Here is a 25,572-nt window from a genome sequence, read left to right as displayed (position 1 = left end):
CATGCTGAAATTCACCCCGCTGATCCTCGCCCTGCTTTACGCCTTCGCGATGTATCGCTTTTCGGTCTGGCGCACGCTGAAGGCGCTGGATGCGCAGTCGCATCCGCTGGCCGAACCCGAGATCACCGCGCTGACCGACCGGATGGCGCAGGCGCTGGGGCTGCCGCGTATCGCGGTGCAGGTCTATGAGGTCGATCCGGTCAACGGCCTGGCCGCCCCCGATGGCCGCATCTTCCTGACCCGCGGTTTCTTGCAGAAATACCGCGCGGGCGAAGTGACGGCGGCGGAACTGGCTTCGGTGATCGCCCACGAGTTGGGCCATGTGGCGCTGGGCCATGCGCGGCGAAGGATGATCGACTTCACCGGCCAGAACGCGGTGTTCATGCTGCTGTCCACCCTGCTGAACCGCTTTTTGCCCGGCATCGGCGTGCTGATCGCCCGCACCGTCGCCAACACGCTTGCCGCCAGCCTGTCGCGGCGCGACGAGCACGAGGCCGACGCCTATGCCTCGGCCTTGCTGGTGAAATCCGGCATCGGCACCGCGCCGCAGAAGTCGCTGTTTCGCAAACTGGAGGCGCTGACCGGCGCGCCCGGCGCCAACGCCCCGGCCTGGTTGCTGAGCCACCCGAAAACCCAGGACCGCATCGCCGCGATCGAAGACCGCGAGGCCCGCTGGGATCAGGCCTGAGCCACCGCCTTGGCCAGACGCGGCAGTTTCGCGCGTTTGAGCAGGGATTTCAGCGTCACCGGCGCGCCGGAAAGGCGTTCCGCCTCGGCGCGCACCGCCTCCAGCACGAGGCCCATCGCCTGCGGCTGCGACGACCACAACTCCCACAGAAACCCGTCCGGCTCGCGCCGCTGCACCCCTTCGGCGGCCAGCACATGCCGGGGGAAATCGGCGTTGTTCAGGGTCAGGATGGCATCGGCGCTGCCCGCCACCGCCACCGCCAGAACATGCGTGTCATTCTCGTCCGGCAGATGCAGCCGCGCCTCCAGCCCCGGGGCGGCGGCCAGCATCGCCTTGGGAAAGCCAGCCTTGGTCAGCGCCACGCTGATGCGGGCCTGCGCCTCGGCCGCTGGTCCCAGCTTGCGGGTGGCGCGGGCCCATTCTTCCAGAATCCGTTCCGACCAAAGCGGTTCAAAAAGCCCGGCCTTGGCCGCCCCCAGCAGGATGTCCCGCAGGATCGGCGGATAAAGCACGCAGGCGTCGAGAACCAGCTTCACCCGTCAAGCCGGAAGAACAGGGCCTTCAGGTAACCCGATTCCGCCAGTTGCGGCAAAAGCGGATGGTCCGGCCCGGCAAAGCCGGTGTGCAGCAGTTGCGCCCGCCGCCCGCCGCGGCCGATGCCACGCCCGCAGGCGTTGCGGAACGCGACAAGATCGGCGGCATGGCTGCACGAGCACAGCACCAGATAGCCGCCCGGCGCCACCAGCGGCGCCGCCAGCCGCGCCACCCGTTCATAGGCGCGCAAACCAGCTTCCAACGCGGGCTTGTTCGGAGCAAAGGCCGGCGGGTCGCAAATCAGCAGATCGAACTGCGAAGCTTGGGTGCCCAGATCCTCCAGCACCGCGAAGGCATCGCCCTGCCGCGTGGTGAACTGGCCCGAAAAGCCCGAAACCGCCGCCCCCTGTTCGGCCAGTGCCAGCGCCGGGGCCGAGCCATCCACCGCCAACACCGACGCCGCCCCGCCAGCCAGCGCCGCCAGCCCGAAACCGCCGACATGGGCGAACACGTCCAGCACCCGCGCACCCTGCGCGAGGCTCGCGGCAAAGGCGTGGTTCGGGCGCTGGTCGAAGAACAGCCCGGTTTTCTGGCCGCCGATCACATCGGCCAGATAGGTGGCGCCGTTCATCGGCACCTTGATCGGCGCATCGACAGCGCCACGGATCAGCAGGGTTTCTTCCGAAAGCCCCTCCAGCCCGCGCGCGCGCCCGGTGCCGTTCTTGACCACATTCGCCACCCCGGTTACCGCCACAAGCGCGGCCACCAGCGCCTCCAGATGCGCCTCGGCCCAGGCGGCGTTGGGCTGCACCACCGCCGTATCGCCAAAGCGGTCGATCACCACACCGGGCAGCGCGTCGGCCTCGGCATGCACCAGCCGGTAATAGGGCTGCGGATAAAGCCGCGCCCGCAAGGCCAGCGCCCGCCCGATCCGCGCTTCGAACCACGCCTGATCAATCTGCGCCAAAGGATCACGGTCCAGCACCCGGGCGATGATCTTCGAGGCCGTGTTCACCGTCACCAGCGCCAGCGGCCGCCGATCGGCATCCTCCAGCACCGCCAGCGCGCCGGGGACAAGGTTTTGGGTGCGCCGGTCGGTCACCAACTCATCGGCATAGACCCACGGGAACCCATGGCGGATGGCGCGGGCCTCGGCTTTCGGTTTCAGGCGGACAACCGGGCGTCCCGCGTAACCCGAAGGTTCGGCGGCGGTATCGGCATCGGGGCGGGGCACATGCGGCAGGGAGGGCGTCATGCCCTCCCTCCTACTGTGTTCTGCGGGCTTGGGAAAGAGCCGCGGTCAGTCGCGCAGCGCCACCGGCGTCAGGATCAGATCGCTTTCCAGCCGCGAGGTCGGCACGGCACCGGCATCCGGCAGCGGCTGCGGTTGCGACAGTTCCTGCCGGATCACCTGTGCCAGACGTTCCAGCACCACCACGCGCTGGGTGCGCCCGGCCAATTCCTCGGCCAGCGCCCGGTTGCCGCCGGATGCCTTGACATCAGCCACCACAAGTCGCGGCCCGTCGATGATCTGGCCAGTCGCGGCGTCGCGCAGCGTCAGGGTGAATTTCATCGAATGGGTGCCGCCAACGGTATAGCGGGTCTTTTCGGTCAGGCAGTGAAACCGCGTGACTTCGGCCTCGACGATCACCTTGCGGCCCTGGTGCATGGCCTGGGTGCCAGTGGCAAAGGCTTCCTCGAAGATCGCCTTGACCTGGGCATGGCGGTCGCCCAGCGGTTCGCCGCGCCAGACGATATCGGCGATCGGATAGAACATGTTGGCTTCCGACACCCGCAGGTTTTGCGGCACGCTGATGCGCACTTCGGCCACGTCATATTGCGCAGCGGGGGCCACCATGTTCGGCCCGCTTTTCGAGGTGATCGACAGCGCCGTGGCGTCGGGCAGGCTGGCCCGCGACACCGGCTGCATCCCGCCGCACGCGCTCAGCGATACGGCCAATCCCAAAGCGGCGATCAAACGAAGCGTTTTCATCTCGGGTTCCTCCGGGGGAATTCCCCCTGTTCGACTGCCCCCGTGATGCGCGGCAATTGCGACTGAATTGCGAAAACCTTGCAGCAAAGTTGAGGTTTCGTTAACCTTGTTCCAGCGCCCCGACAGGATAACGCCGCGGCGGAAGGCAGCAGTTGTTAGCGGTAACAGCATCTGCTAGACCCGGCGCAACCAGAGCTCGCGAGGACGCAAATGACGCTTGACCGCACCATCGCCCGGGTCACCGACCGCATCCGCGCCCGCTCGGAAACCAGCCGCGGGGCGTATCTGGAGCGGTTGGGCAAGGCCGCCGCCGCGGGGCCGGCGCGGGCGCATCTGTCTTGCGGCAACCAGGCGCATGCCTATGCGGCGATGGGGGTGGACAAGGCGGCACTGGCGGCCGCACGGGCACCCAATCTGGGCATCGTCACCGCCTATAACGACATGCTGTCGGCGCATCAGCCCTATGAAGCCTACCCCGAACTGATCCGCGCCGCCGCCCGCCGCGTGGGTGCCACGGCGCAGGTGGCGGGCGGGGTTCCGGCGATGTGCGATGGCGTGACGCAAGGCCAGCCGGGGATGGAATTGTCGCTGTTCTCGCGCGACGTGATCGCGCTGGCCGCGGCGGTGGCGCTGTCGCACAACACCTTTGACGCCGCGCTGTTTCTGGGGGTCTGCGACAAGATCGTGCCCGGTCTGGTGATCGCGGCGGCCAGTTTCGGCCATATCCCGGCGGTGTTCGTGCCGGCCGGGCCGATGGCCTCGGGCCTGCCGAATGACGAAAAATCCAAGGTCCGCAATGCCTTCGCCGCCGGCGAAGTGGGCCGCGAGGTGCTGATGGCGGCGGAAATGGCCAGCTATCACGGCCCCGGAACCTGCACCTTCTACGGCACCGCCAACACCAACCAGATGCTGATGGAGTTCATGGGGCTGCACCTGCCGGGCGCCTCTTTCGTGCATCCCGGCTCGCCCCTGCGCGCGGCGCTGACCGAGGCGGCGGTGGAACGCGCGGCGAGGATCACCGCGCTTGGCAACGATTTCCGCCCGGTGGGAGAGTTGCTGGACGAGCGGGCCTTCGTCAACGGGCTGGTCGGGCTGATGGCCACGGGCGGCTCGACCAATCTGGTGCTGCACCTGCCCGCGATGGCACGGGCGGCGGGTATCGCGCTGGATTTGCAGGATTTCGCCGATGTGTCGGACGTGGTGCCGCTGATGGCCAAGGTCTATCCCAACGGGCTGGCCGACGTGAACCATTTCCATGCGGCGGGCGGCTTGGGCTACATGATCGGCCAGTTGCTGGACGCAGGCCTTTTGCACCCCGACGCCCGCACCGTGGCGGGCGACGGGCTGAGCCATTACCGGCAAGACCCCAAGCTGGCCGATGGCAAGCTGGTCTGGCAAGACGGTGCCGCGGAAACCCTGAACGACAGAATCCTGCGCCCGGTCGCGGCGCCCTTCGCGGCCTCGGGCGGGCTGAAGCAACTGACCGGCAATCTGGGGCGCGGCGTGATCAAGGTCTCTGCCGTGGCGCCCGAGCGGCAGGTGATCGAGGCCCCGGCGCGGATATTCCACGCGCAGGACGCGGTGAAGGCGGCGTTCAAGGCGGGGGAATTCACCTCCGATGTGGTGGTGGTGGTGCGGTTCCAGGGGCCGCAGGCGAATGGCATGCCCGAGTTGCACTCGCTGACGCCGATCCTTTCCGTGCTGCAGGACCGCGGCTTGCGGGTGGCATTGGTGACCGATGGCCGGATGTCGGGGGCTTCGGGCAAGGTGCCCGCCGCCATCCACGTCTCGCCCGAAGCTGCCTGCGGTGGCCCGCTGGCCCGGCTGCGCGATGGCGACATTGTGCGACTGGACGCGCCGGCGGGCACGCTGTCCGTGCTGGGGGCCGAGGACTTCGCAACCCGCAGCCCGGTGGTCGCCGATCTGTCCGAAAACGGTCACGGCATGGGCCGCGATCTGTTCGACGCCTTCCGCCGCAATGTCGGCCCGGCCACCGAGGGTGCCGGCGTGGTGGTGTGACGGAAAAATAGAGAACTTCTGGCCTTCGGCGAGGATATTTGAGAACAGATGAATGCCTCGTGATTTCATCTGTTTCTAAATATCCCCGCCGGAGGCACCCGCAGTTTCCGCCCGAGCCGTGGCGGACCACAAGGAGCCGATGATGACCCCCGCCGAACAATCCGCCCGCGCTGCCGAAATCTGCCGTCTGGCGCCGGTCATTCCGGTGCTGGTTATCGAGGATGTGCGCCATGCCCGACCTTTGGCCGAGGCTCTGGTGGCGGGCGGCTTGCCGGTGCTGGAGGTGACGCTGCGCACGCCGGCGGCGCTGGAGGTGATCCGTGCCATGGCCGGGGTGCCGGGCGGCGTGGTCGGCGCGGGCACATTGCTGACGCCCGAGGATGTGCGGGCGGCCAAGGCGGCGGGGGCGACCTTCGGGGTGTCTCCGGGGGCCACCGACCGTTTGCTGGCCGCCTGCGAGGCCGAGGGCTTGCCGCTGCTGGCGGGGGCGGCGACGGCGACCGAGGTGATGGCGCTGCTGGAGCGCGGCTATACGGTGCAGAAGTTCTTTCCCGCCGAAGCCTCGGGCGGGGCGGCGGCGCTGAAGGCGATTGGTGCGCCGTTGCCGCAGGTCAGTTTCTGCCCCACCGGCGGCATCGGGCTGGGCAATGCGCGGGACTATCTGGCGCTGTCCAACGTGCTGTGCGTCGGCGGCAGTTGGGTGGCACCCAAGGCGATGATGGTCAAGGGCGACTGGGCCGGGATCACCCGGCTGGCGCGCGAGGCCTGCGATCTGCGCTAAGTTTTCAATGCCTTGCAAAAGGGGGAAATGCCGATGACCGAGCCTTCGCTGTCCACCTGCCTGTGGTTCGACACCCAGGCCGAAGCCGCCGCGCGGTTCTATTGCAGCCTGTTCGAGGGCGCCCGCATCACTGAAATCCTACAAAAGCCCGACGACCCAGGCCAGGCGCTGGCGGTGTATTTCGATCTGCTGGGCCAGCGCTATCTGGCGCTGAACGGCGGGTCGCATTACGCGCTGACGCCCGCGGTGTCGCTGGGGGTGCATGTCGATACTCAGGCCGAGGTGGACCGGCTGTGGGACGCCTTGCTGGAAGGCGGTGTCGAAAGCCGCTGCGGCTGGCTGACCGACCGCTTCGGGCTGTCCTGGCAGATCACGCCGCGGGTGCTGCCGCGGCTTTTGCAGACCGACACCTCGGGGCGGGTGATGCAGGCGATGATGGGCATGGTGAAGATTGACATTGCCGCACTGGAGGCCGCTGCCCGCGGTTGACCTCAGGCCAGCGGGCGCAGCTTGCGCGAGCCGCCTTCGACGCGGGTGGAGCGGCCACCCTTGCGGCGGGGGGCCTCGGGCGCGGCAAGGCCTGCCTGCAGCACGCCGCTCATCGGGTGATCCGGCAGGGCCGCCGCGTAATGCGCGATCAGTGCCGCCAGCGCCTCGGGGGTGGATAGCGTCAGCGGCAGGCTCAGCGCCCAATCGACGAAGATCGAGCGGCATTCGGCGGCGGTGATGCCGTCGATGGCATAGCTTTCGCGCACCAGCCCCTTGGGGTCCGCCTCAGTCAGTTGCATCGCCTGCCCCGTCCTTTTCGCCCAGCCGTTCCGAAATCACCGCCGCCGCTGCCGCCACCAAGGCCTCCAGCCGTGCCGACAGGGCATCGGCGTCGGCCTCGCCGGTTTCGCGCACCAGAAACGCCCGGCCACCGCTGCCCAGCCGGTCCAGCTCCAACTTGCGGTCGGTCAGAAGCCGGGTGCCCGCCTGCAACCGCCAGCACAGCCTGTAGGCCGCCAGCAGCGCCGTCTCGCCCGCTTGCGACAGGAAACCGCCCTTTACGCCGGCCCGCAACTGCGCTTCCACCCGCCGCGCAGGGTCGGCCAGCCGCAGCGCGCAGGTCTGCGCCAGCAGTTCGATGTCCATCAGGCGCCCCGCGCCGTTCTTCGCCTCCCAGGCGCCTTCGGGGGGTTTGGCGGCTTGCAGGCGGCTGCGCATCTCGGCCACGTCGGCCAGCACCTTCGGCCCCTGCCCGGTGGCGGCGAACACCTCGCGGCGGAAGGCCTCGACCTCGGCGGCCAGATCGGGGTTGCCCGCCAGCGGCCGGGCGCGGGTCAGGGCCAGGTGTTCCCAGGTCCAGGCCTCGGTCATCTGGTAGGCGCGGAAGGATTCGATCGAGGTCGCCACCGGCCCTTGCCGACCGGAGGGGCGCAGCCGCATGTCCACCTCGTAAAGCCGACCTTCGGCCATCGGGGCGGTCAGGGCTGTCACCATGGCTTGCGTCAGGCGGGCGTAGTACAGGCGCGGTGGCAGCGGGCGGGGGCCGTCCGAGGCCTCGGCATCGGCGCTGTCGTAGATAACGATCAGGTCGAGGTCGGACCCGGCGTTCAGCCGCGCCGCACCCAGGCTGCCCATGCCCAGCAGCACCGCCCCCCGCCCCGGCGCTGCCCCATGCTTGCGGGCATATTCCGCGCCCACCACCGGCCAGAGGGCGGCCACCACCGCCTCGGCCAGATCGGCATAGTGCTTGCCCGCCTCGAAAGCGTCGATCAGCCCGCGCAGGTGGTGGACGCCGACGCGGAAGTGCCATTCGCGGGTCCAGCGGCGGGCGGCGTCAAGCTTGCCTTCGTAGTCAGTGACCCCCGAAAGATGCTCGGCCAACAGCCCGGTCAGGGCGGCACAGCCCGGCCAGGGCGCGAAGAAACTGCCGCCGATCACCGCATCCAGCACTGCGGCGTTGCGCGACAGATACCGCGCCAGCACCGGGGCGGTGGCGGCGATATCTACAATCAATTCAACGAGTTGCGGGTTGGCTTCGAACAGCGAGAAGATCTGCACGCCCGAGGGCAGGCCGATCAGAAAGCCGTCAAACGCCACCAGCGCCTCGTCGGGGTTGGCGGCGGCCATCAGGCTGCGCAGCAGGCTGGGGCGCAGGCGCTGAAAGATCGCCACGGCACGATCCGAGCGCAGGGCGGGATAGTTGGCCCAGGCATCGACGATGGCGCGGGCGCTGTCGGAAAGCTCGGGGCCGTCTTCGACCTGGCCGGGGGCAAAGAAGCCTTCGGTCAGGAAATCGGTCTGCTCCAGCCGGGCGGTCAGGGCGGCACGAAAGCCTGCCACATCCTCGGTGCCGCTGAAAAAGGCAATGCGGGCAACGCCTTGGGCGGTGGCGGGCATGTCGTGGGTCTGGGCGTCACCGACCATTTGCAAGCGGTGCTCGACCTCGCGGTGGGCGCGGTAAAGCGCGGTCAGATCCTCGGCCACCTCGGGCGGCACCCAGCCTTTTTCGGCCAGCGCCGCAAGGCTGCCAACGGTGGTGCGACCGCGCAAGGCGGTGTCACGGCCCCCGGCGATCAACTGGCGGGTCTGGGTGAAGAACTCGATCTCGCGGATGCCGCCGACGCCGAGTTTCATGTTGTGACCCTCGATCACGATGGGGCCGTGAAGCCCGCGATGGTCGCGGATGCGCAGGCGCATGTCGTGGGCGTCCTGGATGGCGGCGAAATCCAGATGCTTGCGCCAGACGAAGGGGGTCAGGCTGTGCAGGAACCGCTGCCCGGCGGCAAGGTCGCCGCCGCAGGGCCGGGCCTTGATATAGGCGGCGCGTTCCCAGGTGCGGCCGACGCTTTCGTAATAGCTTTCCGCCGCCGCCATCGACAGGCACACCGGCGTCACCGCCGCATCGGGGCGCAGCCGCAGGTCGGTGCGGAACACGTAGCCCTCGCCGGTCAGGTCCGACAGCAGGGCGGTCATCCGCCGCGTGACGCGGATGAAGGCCGCCCGCGCCTCGGGGGCATCGCCGCCATAGCGGGTCTCGTCGAACAGACAGATCAGGTCGATGTCGGAGGAATAGTTCAGCTCGTGCGCGCCCATCTTGCCCATGGCCAGCGCCACCATGCCCGCGCCGGTTTCGGCATCATCCGGCCCCTGCCCCGGCAGCTTGCCGCGCCTGATTTCCTCGGCCACCAGCCGCGTCAGGCACAGGTGCACCGCCCGGTCGGCGAGTTGCGTCAGGGCGCCCGTCACCGCCTCCAGCCGCCAGACGCCGCCCAGATCGGCGAGGCCGATCAGCAGCGCCACCCGCCGCTTGGCGATGCGCAGACCGGCGCCGAGGGTATCGACGGACAGGGTGTCGAGCGGCTCCAGCACTTCGGCCAAGGCGGCTTCGGGCGAGATCGTCAAGGCCGCACGCAGCCAGTCGGCCTCGCGCAGCATCAGGCCTTTCAGGTAGGGGCTGCACCCGGCGGTGCCGTGGATCAGCGGCAGAAGGTCCGGGCCTAGGTCGGCAAGGCTGCGGGCGGCATCGGCGGCGGCATCGGCGGCGAAGGCGATGGGATGGCGGGTCAGCCGGGCGGCAAAGGGCGCATGGGTCATGGCGCCAGCATGGCCGGGGCCGGGTGCCGGGTCAACCGGGGGGATTGCAAGCGTCACCCGGCTTGCGGATAAAGCCGGGGAAGGAGACGCCGATGAGCAAAAGCCTCGCCCGGGTGAAAGCCGCCCTTGCCGCGCATGGGATTGACGCCCCGGTGCTGGAAATGCCGCAGGAAACCCGCACCGCCCCGCAAGCTGCCGAGGCTGCGGGCTGTGCGCTGGACCAGATCGTGAAGTCGATCCTGTTTCGCGGCGAAGGCTCGGGGCAGTTGCGGCTGTTCCTGACGGCGGGTGGCAATCAGGTCTGCGCCGACAAGGCCTCGGCGCTGGCGGGCGAGGCTTTGGGGCGGGCCGATGCCGATCAGGTGCGCAAGACCACCGGCTTTGCCATCGGCGGCGTGGCCCCCATCGGCCACCTGACCCCGCTGCCCTGCTGGTTCGACGCGCGGCTGCTGGAGTTTCCGCAGGTCTGGGCCGCCGCCGGCACCCCGCGCCACATCTTCGCCGCCCCGCCGCATCTGCTGTTGCGGATCACTGCGGCGCATCTGGCCGATTTCACCGCCTGAGGCCCATGTAAAAATGTTTTACATCGGGTCTTGAACCTGCCCCCGGCAATACCGATCTCCGTTCATGTGAAACACCTTCACATCGACCTGCAACCCTGAACGGGAGACCGCCATATGTATACCGCTTCTTCCCCTGCCGCATCTGGCAGCGTCACCACGTGGTTCAACCGCGCGGTCGCCTGGCTGGATGACCGTGGCAAAGGCGCCTGGATCGCCGCCATGGTGCTGTCCTTCATCTTCGTCTGGCCGCTTGGCCTGTTCATCCTTGGCTACATGATCTGGAGCAAACGCATGTTCAAACGCAATGGCTGCGGCCACCATCACGCTTTCCACGGCGCTTACCGCAGCAGCGGCAACACCGCCTTCGACGCCTACAAGGCCGAAACCCTGCGCCGCCTGGAAGACGAACAGGACGCGTTCAATTCCTTCCTGCAGCGTCTGCGCGACGCCAAGGACAAATCGGAATTCGACGCCTTCATGGCCGACCGTGCCAAGGCCGCAACGGCGGTTGCCGAAACCAGCGGTTCGGGCGCAAACTGATGCTGAAGGGAGGGCCCCTTGCCGGGGCCTTCCCCCTTTCCACAAGGAATGGCTGCGATGACCTACGACACCATGCTTCCCGACCCCGACCGCCATGCCGAGTTCTATGCCGGCGTGCCGACCAAGCGCGCGCTGGCCTGGGTGGCGGATATGGTGCTGATCGCCGTGGTCACCGCGATCATCGTGCCGTTCACCGCCTTTACCGCGCTGTTTTTCCTGCCCTTCCTGTATCTGGTGGTGGGCTTTGTCTATCGCACCCTGACCCTTGCGGGCGGCTCTGCCACCTGGGGGATGCGGCTGATGGCGATCGAGTTGCGCGACTATCGCGGCCAGCGGTTTGATCTGGCCACCGCGATCCTGCACACGCTGGGCTACAGCATTTCCATCGGCATGGTGGCGCCGCAGGTGCTTTCGGCCGGGCTGATGCTGGTCACGCCGCGGGCGCAGGGGCTGACCGACCTTTTGATGGGCAGCGTGGCGATCAACCGCGCCGCCCGCTACTGACCCTTGGGGGCGCGGCAAAGACAGTCCTTGGCGGCAGCCGCGCGGCTTGCTAACGTGGCGGCGGATCCCCTTTGAATGTCGATCATGCGCCACACTCTGCCGATCGCGCCGCAATTCTATGTCACGGCCCCGCAGCCCTGCCCCTATCTGGATGGGCGCATGGAGCGGAAGCTGTTTACCGCGTTGCAGGGCGATCATGCGCAAAAGCTGAACGACACGCTGTCGAAACAGGGGTTCCGGCGCTCGCAGAACGTGCTGTATCGCCCGTCCTGCGCCGAGTGTTCCGCCTGCCTTTCGGCGCGGATCCGGGTGGCGGATTTCGTGCCCTCGCGCACGCAAAAGCGCATCGTGCGGCGCAACATGCACCTGCGGCGCAACGCCACCAGCCCCTGGGCCACCGAGGACCAGTATGCGCTGTTCCGCCGCTATCTGGATGACCGCCACGCCGATGGCGGCATGGCCGACATGGACATCTTCGAGTTTGCCGCGATGATCGAGGAAACCCCGGTGCGCAGCCGGGTGATCGAATATACCACCAGCCAGCCCGACGCGCAGACCCGCAGCCTTACCGCGGTGTGCCTGACCGACGTGTTCGATGATGGCCTCAGCATGGTCTATTCGTTCTACGACCCCGATCTGGCGGCGCAAAGCCTTGGCACCTATCTGATCCTTGACCATATCGAGATCGCCCGCGACGCCGGTCTGCCCTTTGTCTATCTGGGCTACTGGGTGCCGGGCAGCCGCAAGATGGGCTACAAGGCCGGGTTTTCGGCGCTGGAGATCTACAAGGCCGGGCAGTGGCAGCCAATCGGTGACCCCGCCGACCACCGGGCCGAGTTGCATCCGCTGTCGGTGGACCCGATTTCCGAACAGGTGGCGCGGATCAGCCTGCCCGAAGCCCGCCTGGCGCGCGACTGAAATCGGCTTGCCTGAGGCCGCGCCCTCTGGCTGTTGAAAAACATCCGCTTGGCCCGCAGGTTCTTGCGATAGACCGCCCGCTGCGCGCAAACCCGGAAGTGGAAAAGCAGAAACGGATTGTTTCCGAAGTTGGAGGCCTGAGGCCTGCGCTGCTTATGTTCCCGTTAAGTTCTTGGCTTGATGCTGGTTCGGCCAGCCCTTGCAAAGAAGCGGATATCATGCGTTTCCCCGACATTCTGCCACAAGACCAGATCGACGCTCTGCCGCCGCGGCGGGTCGCAACCCGGCACCTGCAACTGCCTGCGGCACCCTGGCTGGAACTGACCGGCTTGCTGGTGCTGCTCTCGGTCTTGATCGGCCATTCCGGCTGACTGAAGCTGTCGGGTTGCTGTGCGACCGGGCAACGCCGCCGGTATGCGCTCGCCATGACGGGTGCTCCGGTGTCAGCCGGTGGCATTGCGGAAAAAAGGGGGGCTGTCTGCCCCCCACGCCACCGAAAAATCGGTGGCCCCCCCGAGGATATTTTCACAAAGGAGAAATTCCTCGTCGAAAGGGGTTTGGTGCCGCAGCATGGCTTGCGGTGCTTGCCAGCGCGGCGCGCGCGGTCTAGGACGACCCCGCCTGCTGTCCGAACCCCGAAAGGCCCGCCCGATGATCCCGCGCTATTCCCGCCCCGAAATGGTTGCCCTCTGGGCGCCGGAAACCAAGTTCCGCATCTGGTTCGAGATCGAGGCGCATGCCTGCGACGCGCAGGCGGCCTTGGGGGTGATCCCGCAGGCCAATGCGGCGGCGGTGTGGAAGGCGCGCGATGTGACCTTCGATGTGGCGCGGATCGACGAGATCGAGGCGGTCACCAAGCACGATGTCATCGCCTTTCTGACCCATCTGGCCGAGCATATCGGCGCCGATGACGCGCGCTTCGTGCATCAGGGCATGACCAGTTCCGACGTGCTGGACACCACGCTGAACGTGCAATTGGTGCGGGCCACCGACCTTTTGCTCGCCGGCATGGACCGGGTGCTTGCGGCGCTGAAAACCCGCGCTTACGAGCACAAGGATACCGTCCGCATCGGCCGCAGCCATGGCATCCATGCCGAACCCATCACCATGGGCCTGACCTTCGCGCGGTTCTACGCCGAGATGGCACGCGGTCGGGCGCGGCTGGTGGCGGCGCGGGCCGAGGTGGCCACGGGGGCGATTTCCGGCGCGGTCGGCACTTTTGCCAACATCGACCCCTCGGTCGAGGAACATGTCTGCAAGATGCTGGGGCTGACGCCGGAGCCGATCTCCACCCAGGTGATCCCGCGCGACCGTCATGCGATGTATTTCGCCGTTCTGGGGGTGATTGCCTCCAGCATCGAGAATATCGCCATCGAAATCCGCCACATGCAGCGCACCGAAGTGCTTGAGGCCGAGGAGTTCTTTTCCCCCGGCCAGAAGGGTTCGTCGGCCATGCCGCACAAGCGCAACCCGGTGTTGTCGGAAAACCTGACCGGTCTGGCCCGGCTGGTGCGGATGGCGGTGGTGCCGGCGCTGGAAAACGTGGCGCTGTGGCACGAACGCGACATCAGCCATTCCTCGGTGGAACGCGCCATTGCGCCGGATGCCACGATCACGCTGGATTTCGCGCTGCACCGGCTGGCCGGCTTGCTGGAAAAGCTGGTGATCTATCCTGCCAACATGCTGGCCAACATGAACAAATTCCGCGGCTTGGTGATGAGCCAGCGGGTGCTGCTGGCGCTGACCCAAGCGGGCGTTTCGCGCGAGGACAGCTATCGGCTGGTGCAACGCAATGCCATGAAGGTCTGGGAGAAGGGCGCCGATTTCAAGACCGAACTGCTGGCCGACCCGGAAGTGACCGCCGCCCTGTCGCCCGCCGAGATCGAGGAGAAATTCGATCTGGGCTATCACACCAAACATGTCGATACGATTTTCCGCCGGGTGTTTGGGGCGTAAGTCCCGGATATTTGCGAAACTAAGCCCGCGTTAACCGCAACCTGCCAACCTGCCTCCAGATGAGGGAATCGGAGGGGCGGAATGGCTCAGGTGCTGGCGCAGATCAAACCGGTGCAACGCATCGCAGGCGGGCAGCGGGTGCTTTCCAACCGCGAAAAGGCCGCGATCATCGTGCGGCTGATGTTGGCCGAGGGTGCACCGCTGCCGCTGTCGGCGCTGCCTGAACACATGCAGGCGGCGCTGGCCGAGCAGATCGGACTGATGCGCAGCATCGACCGCACCACGCTGGGGGCGGTGGTCGATGAATTCATGCATGAATTGCAAGAGGTTGGCCTGTCTTTCCCCGGCGGCATCGAAGGCGCGCTGAGCATGATGGATGGTCACATCTCGACCACCGCCGCCAGCCGGTTGCGGCGTCTGGCCGGGGCCAGTTCGAAGGCTGACCCCTGGGACCGGATCATGATGCTGCCCTCGGACCGCTTGCTGCCGGTGCTGGAGCAGGAAAGCACCGAAGTGGCGGCGGTGATGCTGTCGAAACTGCCGGTGCCGAAAGCCGCCGAACTGCTGGGGCGCTTGCCGGGCGAAAAGGCGCGACGCGTGGCCTATGCCGTGTCGATGACCGGCAATGTCGATCCCGAAACCGTGCGCCGGATCGGGCTGTCGCTGGCCACGCAACTGGAAAACCTGCCCGCCCGCGCCTTCGAGGCAGGACCTGTGGAACGGGTCGGCGCCATCCTGAACGTCTCGCCCGCCGCCACGCGCGAGGATGTGCTGAAAGGGCTGGAGGAAGACGACGCCAGCTTTGCCGAACAGGTGCGCAAGGCGATCTTCACTTTCGTGCATCTGCCGAAACGGGTGCTGCCGCGCGATGTGCCGAAGGTGGCACGGATTGTCGATCAGCCGGTGCTGGTGACGGCCCTTGCCGCCGCCATGGCCGACCCCGGCAAGGTGGATGCCGCCGAATTCGTACTGGCCAACATGTCGCAACGGCTGGCGCAAGCGTTGCGCGAAGAGGTCTCGACCCGCGGCAAGGTCAAGGAAAAAGATGCCGAGGAAGCCATGAGCGCCGTGGTGCAGGCGGTGCGGCAACTGGAATCCACTGGCGAGTTGGTGTTGATTGTCGAGGAGGAGGAATAGCAAGCCGATTTCGCTTTTTCGGCCGACATGCTAGGCCCCCCGGTGCGGCTGGTCCGCCATGGCAGCACGGGACGGCAGATGCAGGGCTTGATCGACGGTCTTTCCCCGACGCGACCGGTGCTGATTGCCGGGCCGACCGCCAGCGGCAAATCCGGGCTGGCGCTGCGGATTGCCGAAACCAGCGGCGGGGTGATCGTCAATGCCGATGCCTTGCAGGTCTATGACTGCTGGCAAGTGCTGACGGCGCGGCCAACGGCGGCGGAAATGGCGGCGGTGCCGCATGCACTGTATGGCCATGTCGGGCGGATGCAGGACTATTCGGTTGGCCACTGGCTGCGCGAGGTGGCGCAGGTGTTGGAAAATGGCATGCGCCCGATCATTGTCGGCGGCACCGGGCTGTATCTTTCGGCGCTGACCGAGGGGTTGGCGGACATCCCCGCTACGCCAGCCGCGGTGCGCGCGGAGGCGGATGCACGACGAAAATCAGGCGATATCAATACCATGCTGGCCGAACTTGATGCGGAAACCCGCGCCCGCATTGACCCGCTGAACCCGATGCGGGTGCAGCGCGCCTGGGAGGTGCTGCGCGCCACCGGCCAGGGTCTGGCCGCATGGCAGAACGCCACCGGCCCGGCGCTGCTGCCTTTGGCAAAGGCCGAGGCGCTGGTGCTGCGCCCCGATGCGGCCTGGCTGGGCGCCCGGATCGACGCGCGGTTCGACGCCATGCTGGACGCCGGCGCGCTGGAGGAAGTGCGGGCGGAACTTCCCTGCTGGAACCCGGCCCTGCCTTCGGCCCGCGCCATCGGCGCGGCAGAACTGGTGGCCTGTTTGCGGGGGGAAACCGATCTGGCGACCGCGGTGGCGGCGGCGAAAATCGCCTCGCGGCAATACGCCAAGCGCCAGCGCACCTGGTTCCGCAGCCGGATGCAGGCGTGGCAGAGCATCGCCCAACCCTGAAACCCGCCAACCTGAAACCCGCCGAAGCTTGTGGCCATTTTGCGCCGGTTTCCGCCGGATCGACGCATCTTGCCGCAGATGCCATCTTTTTGCTTGGGTCTTGGTGCAACCACTGGTTAATCTGCACTGTCCCGATCGTGAAAGTTGCATGCAAGACCTGTCCGCCGCCTCGCAAATGCGCCTTGTTGCCATCCCCCGCCTTGCCGCGGGTGGCCGGTGGCGCGTCGAGGCCATGCGCTCGATCTCGGAGCCGATGTTTCTGTGGTTCACCAAGGGCCAGGGTCGCATCACCATCGCCGGTGTCACCCGCGGCTATACCGCCTTCAACGCCATCTTCATCCCGGCCGGGGTGATGCACGGCTTCGAGGTCGGGCCGCAAGTCTTTGGCTCGGCAATCTTTTTTGGCCGCAATCCAACCGTGGCGCTGCCGACGATACCCCACCACCTGCGCATCCGCGAAACCCATCTGCAGCAGGAACTGAACCTGATCCTCGACGCCATGCAGCGCGAGATCGACAGTGACAGCCCGGCGCATGAACGGGCGACGCAGAACTACCTTGGCCTCGCCAGCGTCTGGCTGGAACGCCAGATCAGCCGCGCCGAACCCGAGCCAAAACGCCCCGATGCCGCCCGCCGTCTGGTGGCGCGCTATGCCCAACTGCTGGAACGCGAGTTCCGTTCGGGCATGGGGGTGGCGGATTTTGCCGCAGCCCTGGACGTGACGCCGACGCATCTGACCCGCTGTTGCAAGCAGGCCAGTGGCCGCCCGGCCTCGGCCTTGCTGCACGACCGGCTGATCTTCGAGGCGCGGCGGCTGTTGACCGAAACCGACCTGCCGGTGGGGCTGATCGCGGGCAGCCTTGGCTTCACCTCGCCTGCCTATTTCACCCGGGCGTTCCAGCATCAGGTGGGCAAATCCCCCACCGCGTTCCGCCGCGCCCCCTGAACCCTTTCGGCTTTCCCGAACACCTCGCCGTTGCAGCATCACACTGGGTCGGCTTTTTACAGCTTGCCCGGCTGAAAATGTCGCAAACGCGCCATCACTTGCCGAAACCGAGCGTTGACGCCGGGCCGAAAACAATGCGCAATGCCGATTGTGACATCTTGGCACAGCGCCGATCGGGGGCTTGGCCCCGGCAAAGGTGCTTTGCGCAGACCGCCGCCAAAAACCAGAAAACCCAGGGAGAAGATGATGACCACCACGCGTTCGAACCGTGAAACGCTGCACCCGGCCGCCCGGGCGTATTCCGAAGAGGTGCGCGCGGGCAGCATGAGCCGCCGCGAATTCCTGACCCGGGCCTCGGCGCTTGGCCTGAGCGCCGCCGCCGCTTACGGCCTGCTGGGGCTGAAGGCGCCGGCGCTGGCGCAGGAAACCCCGGTGATGGGCGGCACGCTGCGGATGAACATGGAAACCCGCGCCATGAAAGACCCGCGGGTCTGGGACTGGTCGGAGCTGGCCAATTTCGGCCGCGGCTGGCTGGAATATCTGGTGCAATACAATACCGATGGCACATTCGAAGGCCGGCTGCTGGAAAGCTGGACCGCCAATGACGATGCCACCGAATACACTCTGGCGGTGCGCAAGGGCGTGAAATGGAACAACGGCGACGATTTCACCGCCGATGACGTGGTGCACAACATCAACCGCTGGTGCGAGGCGGCGGTCGAGGGCAACTCGATGGCGGCGCGGATGGGCGGGCTGGTCGACGAGGCCACCAAGCTGGTGCGCGAGGGCGCCGTGACGGCGGTGGACAGCCACACCGTCAAGCTGGTGCTGCCCGCGCCCGACATCTCGATCATCGCAGGCTTTGCCGATTATCCGGCGGCGGTGGTGCACAAATCCTATGACAACGGCGACCCGGTCACCAACCCGATCGGCACCGGCCCCTATCTGCCCGAGGTCAACGAGGTCGGCGTCAAGCAGGTGCTGGTGAAGAACGCCAATCACACCTGGTGGGGCACCGGCGCTTATCTGGACCGCATCGAATACATCGACTACGGCACTGACCCCGCCGCCGTGGTGGCCGCTGCCGAATCGGGCGAGATCGACGCCACCTACCGCACCGAGGGCGATTTCGTGGCGGTGTTCGACGGCATCGGCTGGGGCAAGACCGAGGCGATCACCGCAGGCACGCTGGCCGTGCGGTTCCACCACGCCGCCGCCCCCTATGACAATCTGGAGGTCCGCAAGGCCCTGCAACTGGCGGTCAACAACGCCGTGGTGCTGGAGCTGGGCTATGCCGGGTTGGGCCAGGTGGCCGAAAACCACCATGTCTGCCCGATCCACCCGGAATATGCCGAACTGCCGCCGCTGGTGGCCGACCCGGCTGCCGCCAAGGCCGCCATCGACGCCGCGGGCCATGCCGAGACCGAGTTCGAGCTGATCTCGCTGGACGACAACTGGCAATCGGCAACCTGCGATGCGGTGGCAGCACAAATCCGCGATGCCGGCATCAAGATCAAGCGCACCATCCTGCCCGGCTCGACCTTCTGGAACGACTGGCTGAAATATCCGTTCTCGGCCACCGAGTGGAACATGCGGCCCTTGGGCGTGCAGATCCTGCAACTGGCCTACAAATCGGGCGTGGCGTGGAATGAATGTGCCTTCTCCAACGCCGAGTTCGACGAAAAGCTGGGCGAGGCGCTGGCCATCGCTGATGCCGACAAGCGCCGCGAGGTGATGAAGCGCCTGGAGGAAATCATGCAGGAACAAGGGGTTCTGATCCAGCCCTATTGGCGCTCGCTGTTCCGCCACACCACCGACAAGGTGAAGGGCGCCGAAATGCACCCGACGTTCGAGCATCACCATTACAAGTGGTGGATGACGGCCTGATCGCAAGGTGCCGGGGCACCGCGCCCCTGAAGTGCCAGACCGGGCGGCAGTGCTGCCCGGTCTGCCCGTTTACCGTCCGGCTCGGCAAGGGATAAGCCATGCTCCGTTTTCTGCTCAGACGGCTTGCCACCATGCTGCTGACGGCGCTGTGTCTGACCTTCGTGGTGTTCTATCTGACCAACCTGCCGCCGAACCTGGAGAAAATCGCCAAGTCCGAGGCCGGCACCCGCATCTCCGACGCCGATGTGGAAAGCTGGCTGCACAAGCATGGCTACGACCAGCCGGTGCTGCTGCGCTATGGCGAATGGCTGGGCGTGGTGCCGGGCTGGACGCGCGAGATTGACGGCGCCACCACCGGCCGCTGCATCGCCCGCGGTCAGGACGCCGCCAGCGCCCCCAGTTTCTGCGGCGTCATGCAGGGCGAATGGGGCTTTTCCAACGTCTTCAAAGAGCCGGTCTCGAAAATCGTCGCCACCCGTCTGGGCCTGACCGGCTGGCTGATGCTTTGCGTCATGTTGGTGATGGTGCCGATGTCGTTGCTGATCGGGATTCTGGCGGGGATGCGCGAGGGCAGCCGCACCGACCGCGTGCTTTCCACCATGTCGATCGCCACCACGGCGACGCCGGAATATGTCTCGGGCGTGCTGTTCATCACCATCTTCGCCTCGTCCGTCACCGGGCTGAAATGGTTCAAGGGCACCGCCACCAGTGCCATGGACGACATCACCTTCCAGAATTTCTTCCTGCCGGTGATGACCATCGCCCTTTACGGCGTCGGCTACATCGCCCGGATGACCCGCGCCTCGATGACCGAGGTGATGACGGCGCAATACATCCGCACCGCCCGGCTGAAAGGCGTGCGCTTCCGCGACGTGGTGCTGCGGCACGCGCTGCGGAACGCGCTGATCGCCCCCTTCACCGTGATCATGCTGCAGTTCCCCTGGCTGCTGAACGGCGTGGTGATCGTGGAAACCCTGTTCAATTACAAGGGCTTCGGCTGGACGCTGGTGCAGGCCGCGGGCAACAACGATATCGAATTGCTGCTCGGCTGTTCGGTGGTGGCGGTGGTGGTGGTGCTGGTGACGCAACTGATTTCCGACCTGGGCTATGCCTGGCTCAACCCCCGCATCCGCGTAAGATAGGGACAGCACATGCCGGAGTTGGGCTGGACCCAGATTTTCACCGCGATGGCCTGGCAGTTCCTGCCGGTCTGGCTTGGCATGCTGGCGACCTTTGCCGTCTCGGTCGCTTTCAAGCGGCGGCTGGGGCTTTACGGCAAGCTTTACGACAGCCCGGTGGGAATGATCGGCTTCGGCATGGTGCTGTTCTGGGTGCTGACGGCGATCTTTGCCGGGCAGATCATCACCCACGACCCGCTGACCCAGCTTTCCGGCATGAAGAACGCCCTGCCCGGCCTGCCGGTGCGCGATGCCAAGGACGGCATCTACCCCTATTACCTGCTGGGCGGCGACCATCTGGCGCGCGACGTGTTTTCCCGCGTGGTGATGGGGGCGCGCTCGGTGCTGTCGATCGCCCCCGCCGCCACCACATTCGCCTTCATCATGGGCATCACGCTGGGCCTGCCTGCGGGATATTTCGGCGGCCGCCTTGATACCGCGCTGTCGTTTCTGGCCAATCTGGTGCTGGCCTTCCCGGTGATCCTGCTGTTCTACCTGCTGGTCACCCCCGAGATTCAGCAAACCGGCACCGAGATCCCGCTGCCCTTCACCGACGCCACCTGGCGCTCGTCGATCCCCAATGTGCTGGCGGCGGTGCTGTTCATCTTCCCGGTGATCTTCGTCACGGTGCTCTTGAACAGCCGGTTCTTCACCAACCCGCGGCAACGCAATCTTTACGTCGGCGCCACGCTGGTGATCGGCCTTTGGGCCTACGCGGGCCTTGCCTTCAACGCCGACCCGCTGGGGGTGTGGTCGATGGACCCCAACCTGTTGAACGTCTTCGTCTCGGTGGTCTTCGTCAACGCCCCCACGGTGTTCCGCATCGTGCGCGGCATCGTGATGGACATCAAATCCCGCGATTACGTCGCCGCAGGCCAGACCCGCGGCGAGGGTCCGTGGTATATCATGCTGTGGGAGATATTGCCCAACGCCCGTGGCCCCTTGATCGTCGATTTCTGCCTGCGCATCGGCTACACCACCATCCTTCTGGGAACGCTGGGCTTTTTCGGCCTGGGCGTCAGCCCCGAAAGCCCCGACTGGGGCTCCACCATCAACGCCGGCCGCAAACTCCTCTCCTCTTTCCCCCACCCCGCCGTGGTCCCGGCGCTGGCCCTGATGAGCCTTGTCCTCGGCCTCAACCTGCTGGCCGACGGCCTGCGCGAAGAAAGCCTGAAAGACTGATGAATTTCGCCTTTGCTCAAATATCCTCGGGGGTCCGGGGGCAGACAGCCCCCGGCGCCTGCCGCAAACCCGGAGGCTGCCATGCCTGACTGGACCCCCGACCAACCGATCCTCGAAATCGAGAACCTCTCGATTTCCTTCTTCACCCGCAGCCGCGAGATCCCGGCGGTGATGGATTTCTCCTGCACGGTGATGCCGGGCGAGGCGATGGGGCTGGTCGGCGAATCCGGTTGCGGCAAATCCACCGTGGCCCTCGCGGTGATGCGCGATCTGGGCAAGAACGGCCGCATCGTCGGCGGGTCGATCAAATTCAAAGGCCGCGACCTGACCCACATGTCCGAAGAAGACCTGCGCCACATCCGCGGTTCCGAAATCGCCATGATCTACCAGGAGCCGATGGCCAGCCTGAACCCGGCGATGAAGATCGGCGCGCAACTGGCCGAAGTGCCAATGATCCACCAGAACATGCCGCACGCCGAGGCGCTGGCGCTGGCCCGCCAGATCGTTGCCGACGTGCGCCTGCCCGACCCCGACCGCATCCTTGGGGCATATCCGCACCAGCTTTCCGGCGGCCAGCAGCAGCGCATCGTCATCGCCATGGCGCTGATGTCGAAACCCGCGCTGCTGATTCTGGACGAGCCGACAACCGCGCTGGATGTGACGGTCGAGGCCGGGATTGTCGATCTGGTCAAGGATCTGGGCCATAAATACGGCACCTCCATGCTGTTCATCAGCCACAACCTCGGCCTGATCCTCGATGTCTGCGACCGGCTTTGCGTGATGTATTCCGGCGAGGCGGTGGAGGCCGGCAACGTCCGGCAGGTGTTCGACAAGATGCGCCACCCCTATACCCAGGCGCTGTTCCGCTCGATCCCGCTGCCCGGTGCCGACAAGAACGCGCATCCCCTGGTGGCGATCCCCGGCAACTTCCCGCTGCCGCACGAACGGCCCCGCGGCTGCAATTTCGGGCCGCGCTGCGACTATTTCCAGCGCGGGCTGTGCGATGCGGCCGAGGTGCCGATGGCGCATGTGCCCGAAGGCGACCGCCACGAAACCCGCTGCCTGCGCTTTGCCGAAATTGATTGGGATGCGCCGCTGAAGGCGGGCAAGACCTTCGAAAAGACCCCGGTCGGCCCGGTGGTTCTGAAGATGGACGACCTGCGCAAATATTACGAGGTCGGTGGCGGCGGCCTGTTCGGCGGTGGTGGCCGCAAGGTGGTCAAAGCCAACGAGACCCTGAGTTTCGAGGCGCATGAGGGCGAGACCCTGGCCATCGTCGGTGAATCCGGCTGTGGCAAATCCACCTTCGCCAAGGTGCTGATGGGGCTGGAAACCGCCACCTCGGGCAAGATCATGCTCTATGACCGCGACATCCAGAACACCCCGATCGAGAAGCGGTCCACCGAAACCGTGTCGGGCGTGCAGATGGTGTTCCAGAACCCGTTCGACACCCTGAACCCGTCGATGAGCGTGGGGCGGCAGATCATCCGCGCCTTGGAAATCTTTCGCATCGGCGACAGCGACGCCGCCCGCCGCGACCGCATGCTGGAACTGCTGGATCTGGTGAAACTGCCGCGCGCCTTTGCCGAACGCATGCCGCGGCAGCTTTCGGGTGGCCAGAAACAGCGCGTCGGCATCGCCCGCGCCTTTGCCGGCGGCGCCAAGATCGTGGTGGCCGATGAGCCGGTGTCGGCGCTGGATGTCTCGGTGCAGGCCGCCGTCACCGACCTGCTGATGGAAATTCAGCGCGAAAACCGCACCACCCTGCTGTTCATCAGCCACGATCTGTCCATCGTGCGTTACCTCAGCGACCGGGTGATGGTGATGTATCTGGGGCATGTGGTGGAAATGGGCACCACCGATCAGGTGTTCAGCCCGCCCTACCACCCCTATACCGAGGCGCTGCTGTCGGCGGTGCCGGTGGCCGACACCCGGGTGGTGAAACAGCGCATCGTGCTGGAAGGCGATATCCCCTCGGCAATGAACCCGCCGCCGGGCTGCCCGTTCCAGACCCGTTGCCGCTGGAAGGTGCAGGTGCCCGGCGGGCTTTGTGACCGCGAGATGCCGCCGATCCAGACGCTGGTGGCAGGTCATCAGATCAAGTGCCACCTGCGTGCCGAGGTTCTGGCCAGCATGGAGCCGGTCATCAAGATCGCTGCAGAATGAAGCGGCGGCCTGGCTGTTTCTTCTTGGCTGAAATACCCGCTCTGCCCTGTCCGCGGGGTGCAAGCAACTGCCGCTTGCCGCGCCCTTGCCAGCCGCTTGCGGCAACTATATATCAAACCGATGCCCTCATAGCACAGCGGTAGTGCAGCAGTTTTGTAAACTGAAGGTCGGGAGTTCAATCCTCTCTGGGGGCACCATAGTTTCACCGATCCGGCCAGGCGGTCGTGGCCCGACGCTTCAGGCAAACAGTTCGTGGCACAGGTGCAGCGCGTCAACCAGAACGTCCACCTCCTGCACGGTGTTGTAAAGCCCGAACGAGGCGCGGCAAGTCGCCCCCACCCCCAGATGCGTCATCAAGGGCATGGCGCAATGGGTGCCCGCCCGCACCGCCACCCCCTTCTTGTCCAGCACGGTCGAGATGTCATGCGCATGTGCCGCCCCTTGCAGCGTGAACGAGAAGATCGCCCCCTTGCCCGCAGAATTTCCCTGCACGGTCAGCCAGTTGAGGCTGGAAAGCCGATCGCGGGCATAATCGCGCAACACCCGTTCATGTGCCGAAACATTGGCCATGCCCAGACCCATCAGATAGTCCAGCGCCACCCCCAGCCCGATCTGCTGCACGATGCCGGGGGTGCCGGCCTCGAATTTCATCGGCGGGTCGTTGTAGGTCACGGCATCGCGCGAAACCTCGCGGATCATGTCGCCGCCGCCCAGAAACGGCAGCATCTCGGCTTGCCGGTCGCGGTGGATAAAGATCGCCCCGGAACCGCTTGGCCCATATAGCTTATGTCCGGTGATGGCATAGAAGTCGCAACCCAGAGCCGCCACATCGACCGGCATGTGCACCGAGGCCTGCGAGCCATCGACCAACACCGGCACACCGCGCGACTTGGCGCCCGCGCAGATCGCTGCCACATCAACAACGGTGCCCAACACATTGGACATATGGGTAATTGCCACCAACCTTGTGCGCGGCCCGATGGCATCCAGCACCGCCTGCGGGTCCAGATCGCCGTTGGCGTCACACTCCACCCATTTCAGCACCACGCCCTGGCGTTCGCGCAGAAAATGCCAGGGCACGATGTTGGCGTGATGCTCCATGATGCTCAGCACGATCTCGTCGCCCGGCTGCAAACGCGGCGCGGCCCAGGCATAGGAGACCAGATTGATGCCCTCGGTCGCCCCCGAGGTAAACACGATCTCCTGCTCGGACGGTGCGTTCAGAAAGCGGGCGATGGTGCCGCGCACTGCCTCGTATTTCTCGGTGGCGATATTCGAAAGCGTATGCAAGCCACGATGAACATTGGCGTATTCCATCGCATAAGCTTGCGTCACCGCCTCGATAACCGCCCGCGGTTTCTGCGCCGAGGCGCCGTTGTCCAGATAGACCAGCGGCTTGCCGTTGACCTGCCGCGACAGGATCGGAAAGTCGCGGCGCACCGCGGTCACGTCATACATCGCCTAGCCCCCGAAAAAGAACGTCAGCAGCAGCGTCAACACCAGCACCGCCGCGAAAACCGACAGCAGTATCCCGACGAAAACCACCAGCGGCGAGCGGAAGCCGTGCAACTCGGCCACGAAATTGCTCAGCAGCCAGAAAAACAGCCCCAGCGTCGCCAACCCGACCAGATCGGCCAGCAGCGGCAACACCGCGAAGGCCAGCAGTTGCAGCCCCTGCAACAGCAGCAGCAGAAACTGCAACCAGGCCACCAGCACCAGCGCGTCGGCAAAACTGCCGTGACCGCCGCGCCAGGCCCCGATCCGGTGGATCAGCGCCACCGCCACCAGCATGAACACCGCCTGCATCCAGGCGGTTCGCAGCGGGCTGGCCATCGCCTCGACAAAAAAATCTTTTACTTCCGCCGGTTGTATGGAGAAGCTCAAGTGCACCAGCAAAGCGGAGACCACCGCCATCAGCCCCAGTCCGACCCAGCGCGCCGCCATCGGCAGGTTCAGCGCGATGATCCGGGCAGCGGCCTGACGGGGGGCGCGAAAGCTTTGGACGACCAGATCGCGCAGCAGTTCGATTGATGCGTCCATT

At 66.1% G+C, this 25,572-nt stretch carries 24 protein-coding genes and 1 tRNA gene; 18 read left to right on the top strand and 7 right to left on the bottom strand.

Going from position 1 to position 25,572, the window contains the following annotated elements; translation table 11 throughout:
- The first annotated feature begins 1 nt into the window (after window position 1).
- The gene (locus RSW2DRAFT_RS03345) at window positions 2-688 is read left to right on the top strand and encodes a M48 family metallopeptidase (RefSeq protein ID WP_008028041.1); all 687 of its coding nucleotides are present in this window, start codon (window positions 2-4) and stop codon (window positions 686-688) included.
- Here RSW2DRAFT_RS03345 and RSW2DRAFT_RS03340 read toward each other — a convergent pair.
- Genes RSW2DRAFT_RS03340 through RSW2DRAFT_RS03330 form a run of 3 tightly spaced genes read right to left on the bottom strand, consistent with a single transcriptional unit; the run spans window position 679 to window position 3,215 of the window.
- Complete coding sequence (locus tag RSW2DRAFT_RS03340) at window positions 679-1,224, bottom strand: RSP_2648 family PIN domain-containing protein (protein WP_008028038.1); 546 nt, start codon at window positions 1,222-1,224, stop codon at window positions 679-681. The genes RSW2DRAFT_RS03345 and RSW2DRAFT_RS03340 overlap by 10 nt on opposite strands.
- Entirely contained in the window at window positions 1,221-2,477 is a 1,257-nt protein-coding gene (locus tag RSW2DRAFT_RS03335) for an RSP_2647 family RNA methyltransferase (protein ID WP_008028036.1), read from the bottom strand. The genes RSW2DRAFT_RS03340 and RSW2DRAFT_RS03335 overlap by 4 nt, the downstream gene beginning before the upstream one ends.
- A gap of 45 nt (window positions 2,478-2,522) precedes the next feature.
- Window positions 2,523-3,215 carry a DUF6778 family protein gene (locus tag RSW2DRAFT_RS03330; protein WP_008028033.1) on the bottom strand — a complete coding sequence of 231 codons (693 nt, stop codon included), beginning with the start codon at window positions 3,213-3,215 and terminating at the stop codon, window positions 2,523-2,525.
- Window positions 3,216-3,425: 210 nt separating this feature from the next.
- On the opposite strand from RSW2DRAFT_RS03330, the gene edd reads away from it, so the two are divergent.
- The 3 genes from edd (at window position 3,426) to RSW2DRAFT_RS03315 (ending at window position 6,504) form a co-directional block, all read left to right on the top strand.
- Entirely contained in the window at window positions 3,426-5,234 is a 1,809-nt protein-coding gene (edd, locus tag RSW2DRAFT_RS03325) for a phosphogluconate dehydratase (RefSeq protein WP_008028031.1), read from the top strand.
- Window positions 5,235-5,376: 142 nt separating this feature from the next.
- Window positions 5,377-6,015 carry a bifunctional 4-hydroxy-2-oxoglutarate aldolase/2-dehydro-3-deoxy-phosphogluconate aldolase gene (gene eda / locus RSW2DRAFT_RS03320; RefSeq protein WP_008028029.1) on the top strand — a complete coding sequence of 213 codons (639 nt, stop codon included), beginning with the start codon at window positions 5,377-5,379 and terminating at the stop codon, window positions 6,013-6,015.
- A 33-nt stretch (window positions 6,016-6,048) separates the two neighbouring features.
- Entirely contained in the window at window positions 6,049-6,504 is a 456-nt protein-coding gene (locus tag RSW2DRAFT_RS03315; protein ID WP_008028028.1) for a VOC family protein, read from the top strand.
- A 2-nt stretch (window positions 6,505-6,506) separates the two neighbouring features.
- Here RSW2DRAFT_RS03315 and RSW2DRAFT_RS03310 read toward each other — a convergent pair whose 3' ends face one another.
- Together RSW2DRAFT_RS03310 and RSW2DRAFT_RS03305 are read right to left on the bottom strand one after the other, a co-directional pair.
- A complete protein-coding gene (locus RSW2DRAFT_RS03310) occupies window positions 6,507-6,803 on the bottom strand; it encodes a hypothetical protein (protein WP_008028026.1) in 297 nt (98 codons plus the stop codon).
- Entirely contained in the window at window positions 6,790-9,597 is a 2,808-nt protein-coding gene (locus RSW2DRAFT_RS03305) for a [protein-PII] uridylyltransferase family protein (RefSeq protein WP_008028024.1), read from the bottom strand. The genes RSW2DRAFT_RS03310 and RSW2DRAFT_RS03305 overlap by 14 nt, the downstream gene beginning before the upstream one ends.
- Window positions 9,598-9,689: 92 nt before the next feature.
- Here RSW2DRAFT_RS03305 and RSW2DRAFT_RS03300 point away from each other — a divergent pair, with 92 nt between their 5' ends.
- From RSW2DRAFT_RS03300 to RSW2DRAFT_RS03235, 14 genes are all read left to right on the top strand, one after another.
- On the top strand, window positions 9,690-10,160 hold the full coding sequence (locus RSW2DRAFT_RS03300) for a YbaK/EbsC family protein (protein ID WP_008028022.1): 471 nt from the start codon (window positions 9,690-9,692) through the stop codon (window positions 10,158-10,160).
- A 114-nt stretch (window positions 10,161-10,274) separates the two neighbouring features.
- The gene (locus RSW2DRAFT_RS03295; protein WP_008028020.1) at window positions 10,275-10,700 is read left to right on the top strand and encodes a DUF2852 domain-containing protein; all 426 of its coding nucleotides are present in this window, start codon (window positions 10,275-10,277) and stop codon (window positions 10,698-10,700) included.
- Between the two features lie 57 nt (window positions 10,701-10,757).
- Window positions 10,758-11,204 (top strand): RDD family protein, encoded by a 447-nt coding sequence (locus RSW2DRAFT_RS03290; protein ID WP_008028019.1) that lies wholly within the window; start codon window positions 10,758-10,760, stop codon window positions 11,202-11,204.
- A gap of 84 nt (window positions 11,205-11,288) precedes the next feature.
- Complete coding sequence (locus tag RSW2DRAFT_RS03285) at window positions 11,289-12,122, top strand: arginyltransferase (RefSeq protein WP_040671522.1); 834 nt, start codon at window positions 11,289-11,291, stop codon at window positions 12,120-12,122.
- A gap of 218 nt (window positions 12,123-12,340) precedes the next feature.
- Window positions 12,341-12,493, top strand: coding sequence for a hypothetical protein (locus RSW2DRAFT_RS17775; RefSeq protein ID WP_008028017.1), 153 nt, complete (start codon window positions 12,341-12,343; stop codon window positions 12,491-12,493).
- A 280-nt stretch (window positions 12,494-12,773) separates the two neighbouring features.
- Window positions 12,774-14,078 carry an adenylosuccinate lyase gene (gene purB / locus RSW2DRAFT_RS03280; RefSeq protein WP_008028016.1) on the top strand — a complete coding sequence of 435 codons (1,305 nt, stop codon included), beginning with the start codon at window positions 12,774-12,776 and terminating at the stop codon, window positions 14,076-14,078.
- A gap of 81 nt (window positions 14,079-14,159) precedes the next feature.
- A complete protein-coding gene (locus RSW2DRAFT_RS03275; protein ID WP_008028015.1) occupies window positions 14,160-15,215 on the top strand; it encodes a flagellar motor switch protein FliG in 1,056 nt (351 codons plus the stop codon).
- A 78-nt stretch (window positions 15,216-15,293) separates the two neighbouring features.
- Window positions 15,294-16,172, top strand: a complete 879-nt coding sequence (miaA, locus tag RSW2DRAFT_RS03270; RefSeq protein WP_008028014.1) for a tRNA (adenosine(37)-N6)-dimethylallyltransferase MiaA — start codon at window positions 15,294-15,296, stop codon at window positions 16,170-16,172.
- Window positions 16,173-16,320: 148 nt separating this feature from the next.
- A complete protein-coding gene (locus tag RSW2DRAFT_RS03265; protein WP_008028012.1) occupies window positions 16,321-17,118 on the top strand; it encodes a helix-turn-helix domain-containing protein in 798 nt (265 codons plus the stop codon).
- A gap of 246 nt (window positions 17,119-17,364) precedes the next feature.
- Window positions 17,365-19,005 (top strand): ABC transporter substrate-binding protein, encoded by a 1,641-nt coding sequence (locus RSW2DRAFT_RS03255; RefSeq protein WP_008028010.1) that lies wholly within the window; start codon window positions 17,365-17,367, stop codon window positions 19,003-19,005.
- A 98-nt stretch (window positions 19,006-19,103) separates the two neighbouring features.
- Window positions 19,104-20,147, top strand: a complete 1,044-nt coding sequence (locus RSW2DRAFT_RS03250; RefSeq protein ID WP_008028007.1) for an ABC transporter permease — start codon at window positions 19,104-19,106, stop codon at window positions 20,145-20,147.
- A gap of 9 nt (window positions 20,148-20,156) precedes the next feature.
- Window positions 20,157-21,365, top strand: a complete 1,209-nt coding sequence (locus RSW2DRAFT_RS03245) for an ABC transporter permease (RefSeq protein ID WP_008028006.1) — start codon at window positions 20,157-20,159, stop codon at window positions 21,363-21,365.
- Between the two features lie 81 nt (window positions 21,366-21,446).
- The gene (locus RSW2DRAFT_RS03240) at window positions 21,447-23,531 is read left to right on the top strand and encodes a dipeptide ABC transporter ATP-binding protein (protein WP_008028004.1); all 2,085 of its coding nucleotides are present in this window, start codon (window positions 21,447-21,449) and stop codon (window positions 23,529-23,531) included.
- A 122-nt stretch (window positions 23,532-23,653) separates the two neighbouring features.
- Window positions 23,654-23,728: transfer RNA gene (locus RSW2DRAFT_RS03235), tRNA-Thr, on the top strand.
- Window positions 23,729-23,768: 40 nt separating this feature from the next.
- On the opposite strand, the gene RSW2DRAFT_RS03230 is transcribed toward RSW2DRAFT_RS03235, so the two are convergent.
- Window positions 23,769-24,989 carry a cysteine desulfurase gene (locus tag RSW2DRAFT_RS03230; protein WP_008028003.1) on the bottom strand — a complete coding sequence of 407 codons (1,221 nt, stop codon included), beginning with the start codon at window positions 24,987-24,989 and terminating at the stop codon, window positions 23,769-23,771.
- Window positions 24,990-24,992: 3 nt separating this feature from the next.
- The gene (locus RSW2DRAFT_RS03225; protein WP_008028001.1) at window positions 24,993-25,571 is read right to left on the bottom strand and encodes a YIP1 family protein; all 579 of its coding nucleotides are present in this window, start codon (window positions 25,569-25,571) and stop codon (window positions 24,993-24,995) included.
- Window position 25,572 lies beyond the last annotated feature (1 nt).

Origin of the sequence: Rhodobacter ferrooxidans (genome assembly GCF_000176015.1) — a bacterium.
GTDB classification, from domain to species: Bacteria; Pseudomonadota; Alphaproteobacteria; order Rhodobacterales; family Rhodobacteraceae; genus Pseudorhodobacter_B; species Pseudorhodobacter_B ferrooxidans.
The sequence above is the reverse complement of the archived record's forward strand: the minus strand, read 5'-3'. Positions and strand labels throughout refer to the sequence as shown.

Bases quoted from the DNA above. Each gene is read 5' to 3' on its own strand.
- RSW2DRAFT_RS03310 (WP_008028026.1), bottom strand. From the start codon at position 6,803: ATGCAACTGACTGAGGCGGACCCCAAGGGGCTGGTGCGCGAAAGCTAT.
- RSW2DRAFT_RS03315 (WP_008028028.1), top strand. From the start codon at position 6,049: ATGACCGAGCCTTCGCTGTCCACCTGCCTGTGGTTCGACACCCAGGCC.
- eda (WP_008028029.1), top strand. From the start codon at position 5,377: ATGACCCCCGCCGAACAATCCGCCCGCGCTGCCGAAATCTGCCGTCTG.
- RSW2DRAFT_RS03345 (WP_008028041.1), top strand. From the start codon at position 2: ATGCTGAAATTCACCCCGCTGATCCTCGCCCTGCTTTACGCCTTCGCG.
- purB (WP_008028016.1), top strand. From the start codon at position 12,774: ATGATCCCGCGCTATTCCCGCCCCGAAATGGTTGCCCTCTGGGCGCCG.
- RSW2DRAFT_RS03290 (WP_008028019.1), top strand. From the start codon at position 10,758: ATGACCTACGACACCATGCTTCCCGACCCCGACCGCCATGCCGAGTTC.
- RSW2DRAFT_RS03250 (WP_008028007.1), top strand. From the start codon at position 19,104: ATGCTCCGTTTTCTGCTCAGACGGCTTGCCACCATGCTGCTGACGGCG.
- RSW2DRAFT_RS03245 (WP_008028006.1), top strand. From the start codon at position 20,157: ATGCCGGAGTTGGGCTGGACCCAGATTTTCACCGCGATGGCCTGGCAG.
- miaA (WP_008028014.1), top strand. From the start codon at position 15,294: ATGCAGGGCTTGATCGACGGTCTTTCCCCGACGCGACCGGTGCTGATT.
- RSW2DRAFT_RS03275 (WP_008028015.1), top strand. From the start codon at position 14,160: ATGGCTCAGGTGCTGGCGCAGATCAAACCGGTGCAACGCATCGCAGGC.
- RSW2DRAFT_RS17775 (WP_008028017.1), top strand. From the start codon at position 12,341: ATGCGTTTCCCCGACATTCTGCCACAAGACCAGATCGACGCTCTGCCG.
- RSW2DRAFT_RS03305 (WP_008028024.1), bottom strand. From the start codon at position 9,597: ATGACCCATGCGCCCTTTGCCGCCCGGCTGACCCGCCATCCCATCGCC.
- RSW2DRAFT_RS03330 (WP_008028033.1), bottom strand. From the start codon at position 3,215: ATGAAAACGCTTCGTTTGATCGCCGCTTTGGGATTGGCCGTATCGCTG.
- RSW2DRAFT_RS03240 (WP_008028004.1), top strand. From the start codon at position 21,447: ATGCCTGACTGGACCCCCGACCAACCGATCCTCGAAATCGAGAACCTC.
- RSW2DRAFT_RS03295 (WP_008028020.1), top strand. From the start codon at position 10,275: ATGTATACCGCTTCTTCCCCTGCCGCATCTGGCAGCGTCACCACGTGG.
- RSW2DRAFT_RS03265 (WP_008028012.1), top strand. From the start codon at position 16,321: ATGCAAGACCTGTCCGCCGCCTCGCAAATGCGCCTTGTTGCCATCCCC.
- RSW2DRAFT_RS03255 (WP_008028010.1), top strand. From the start codon at position 17,365: ATGACCACCACGCGTTCGAACCGTGAAACGCTGCACCCGGCCGCCCGG.
- RSW2DRAFT_RS03230 (WP_008028003.1), bottom strand. From the start codon at position 24,989: ATGTATGACGTGACCGCGGTGCGCCGCGACTTTCCGATCCTGTCGCGG.
- RSW2DRAFT_RS03285 (WP_040671522.1), top strand. From the start codon at position 11,289: ATGCGCCACACTCTGCCGATCGCGCCGCAATTCTATGTCACGGCCCCG.
- RSW2DRAFT_RS03300 (WP_008028022.1), top strand. From the start codon at position 9,690: ATGAGCAAAAGCCTCGCCCGGGTGAAAGCCGCCCTTGCCGCGCATGGG.
- edd (WP_008028031.1), top strand. From the start codon at position 3,426: ATGACGCTTGACCGCACCATCGCCCGGGTCACCGACCGCATCCGCGCC.
- RSW2DRAFT_RS03335 (WP_008028036.1), bottom strand. From the start codon at position 2,477: ATGACGCCCTCCCTGCCGCATGTGCCCCGCCCCGATGCCGATACCGCC.
- RSW2DRAFT_RS03225 (WP_008028001.1), bottom strand. From the start codon at position 25,571: ATGGACGCATCAATCGAACTGCTGCGCGATCTGGTCGTCCAAAGCTTT.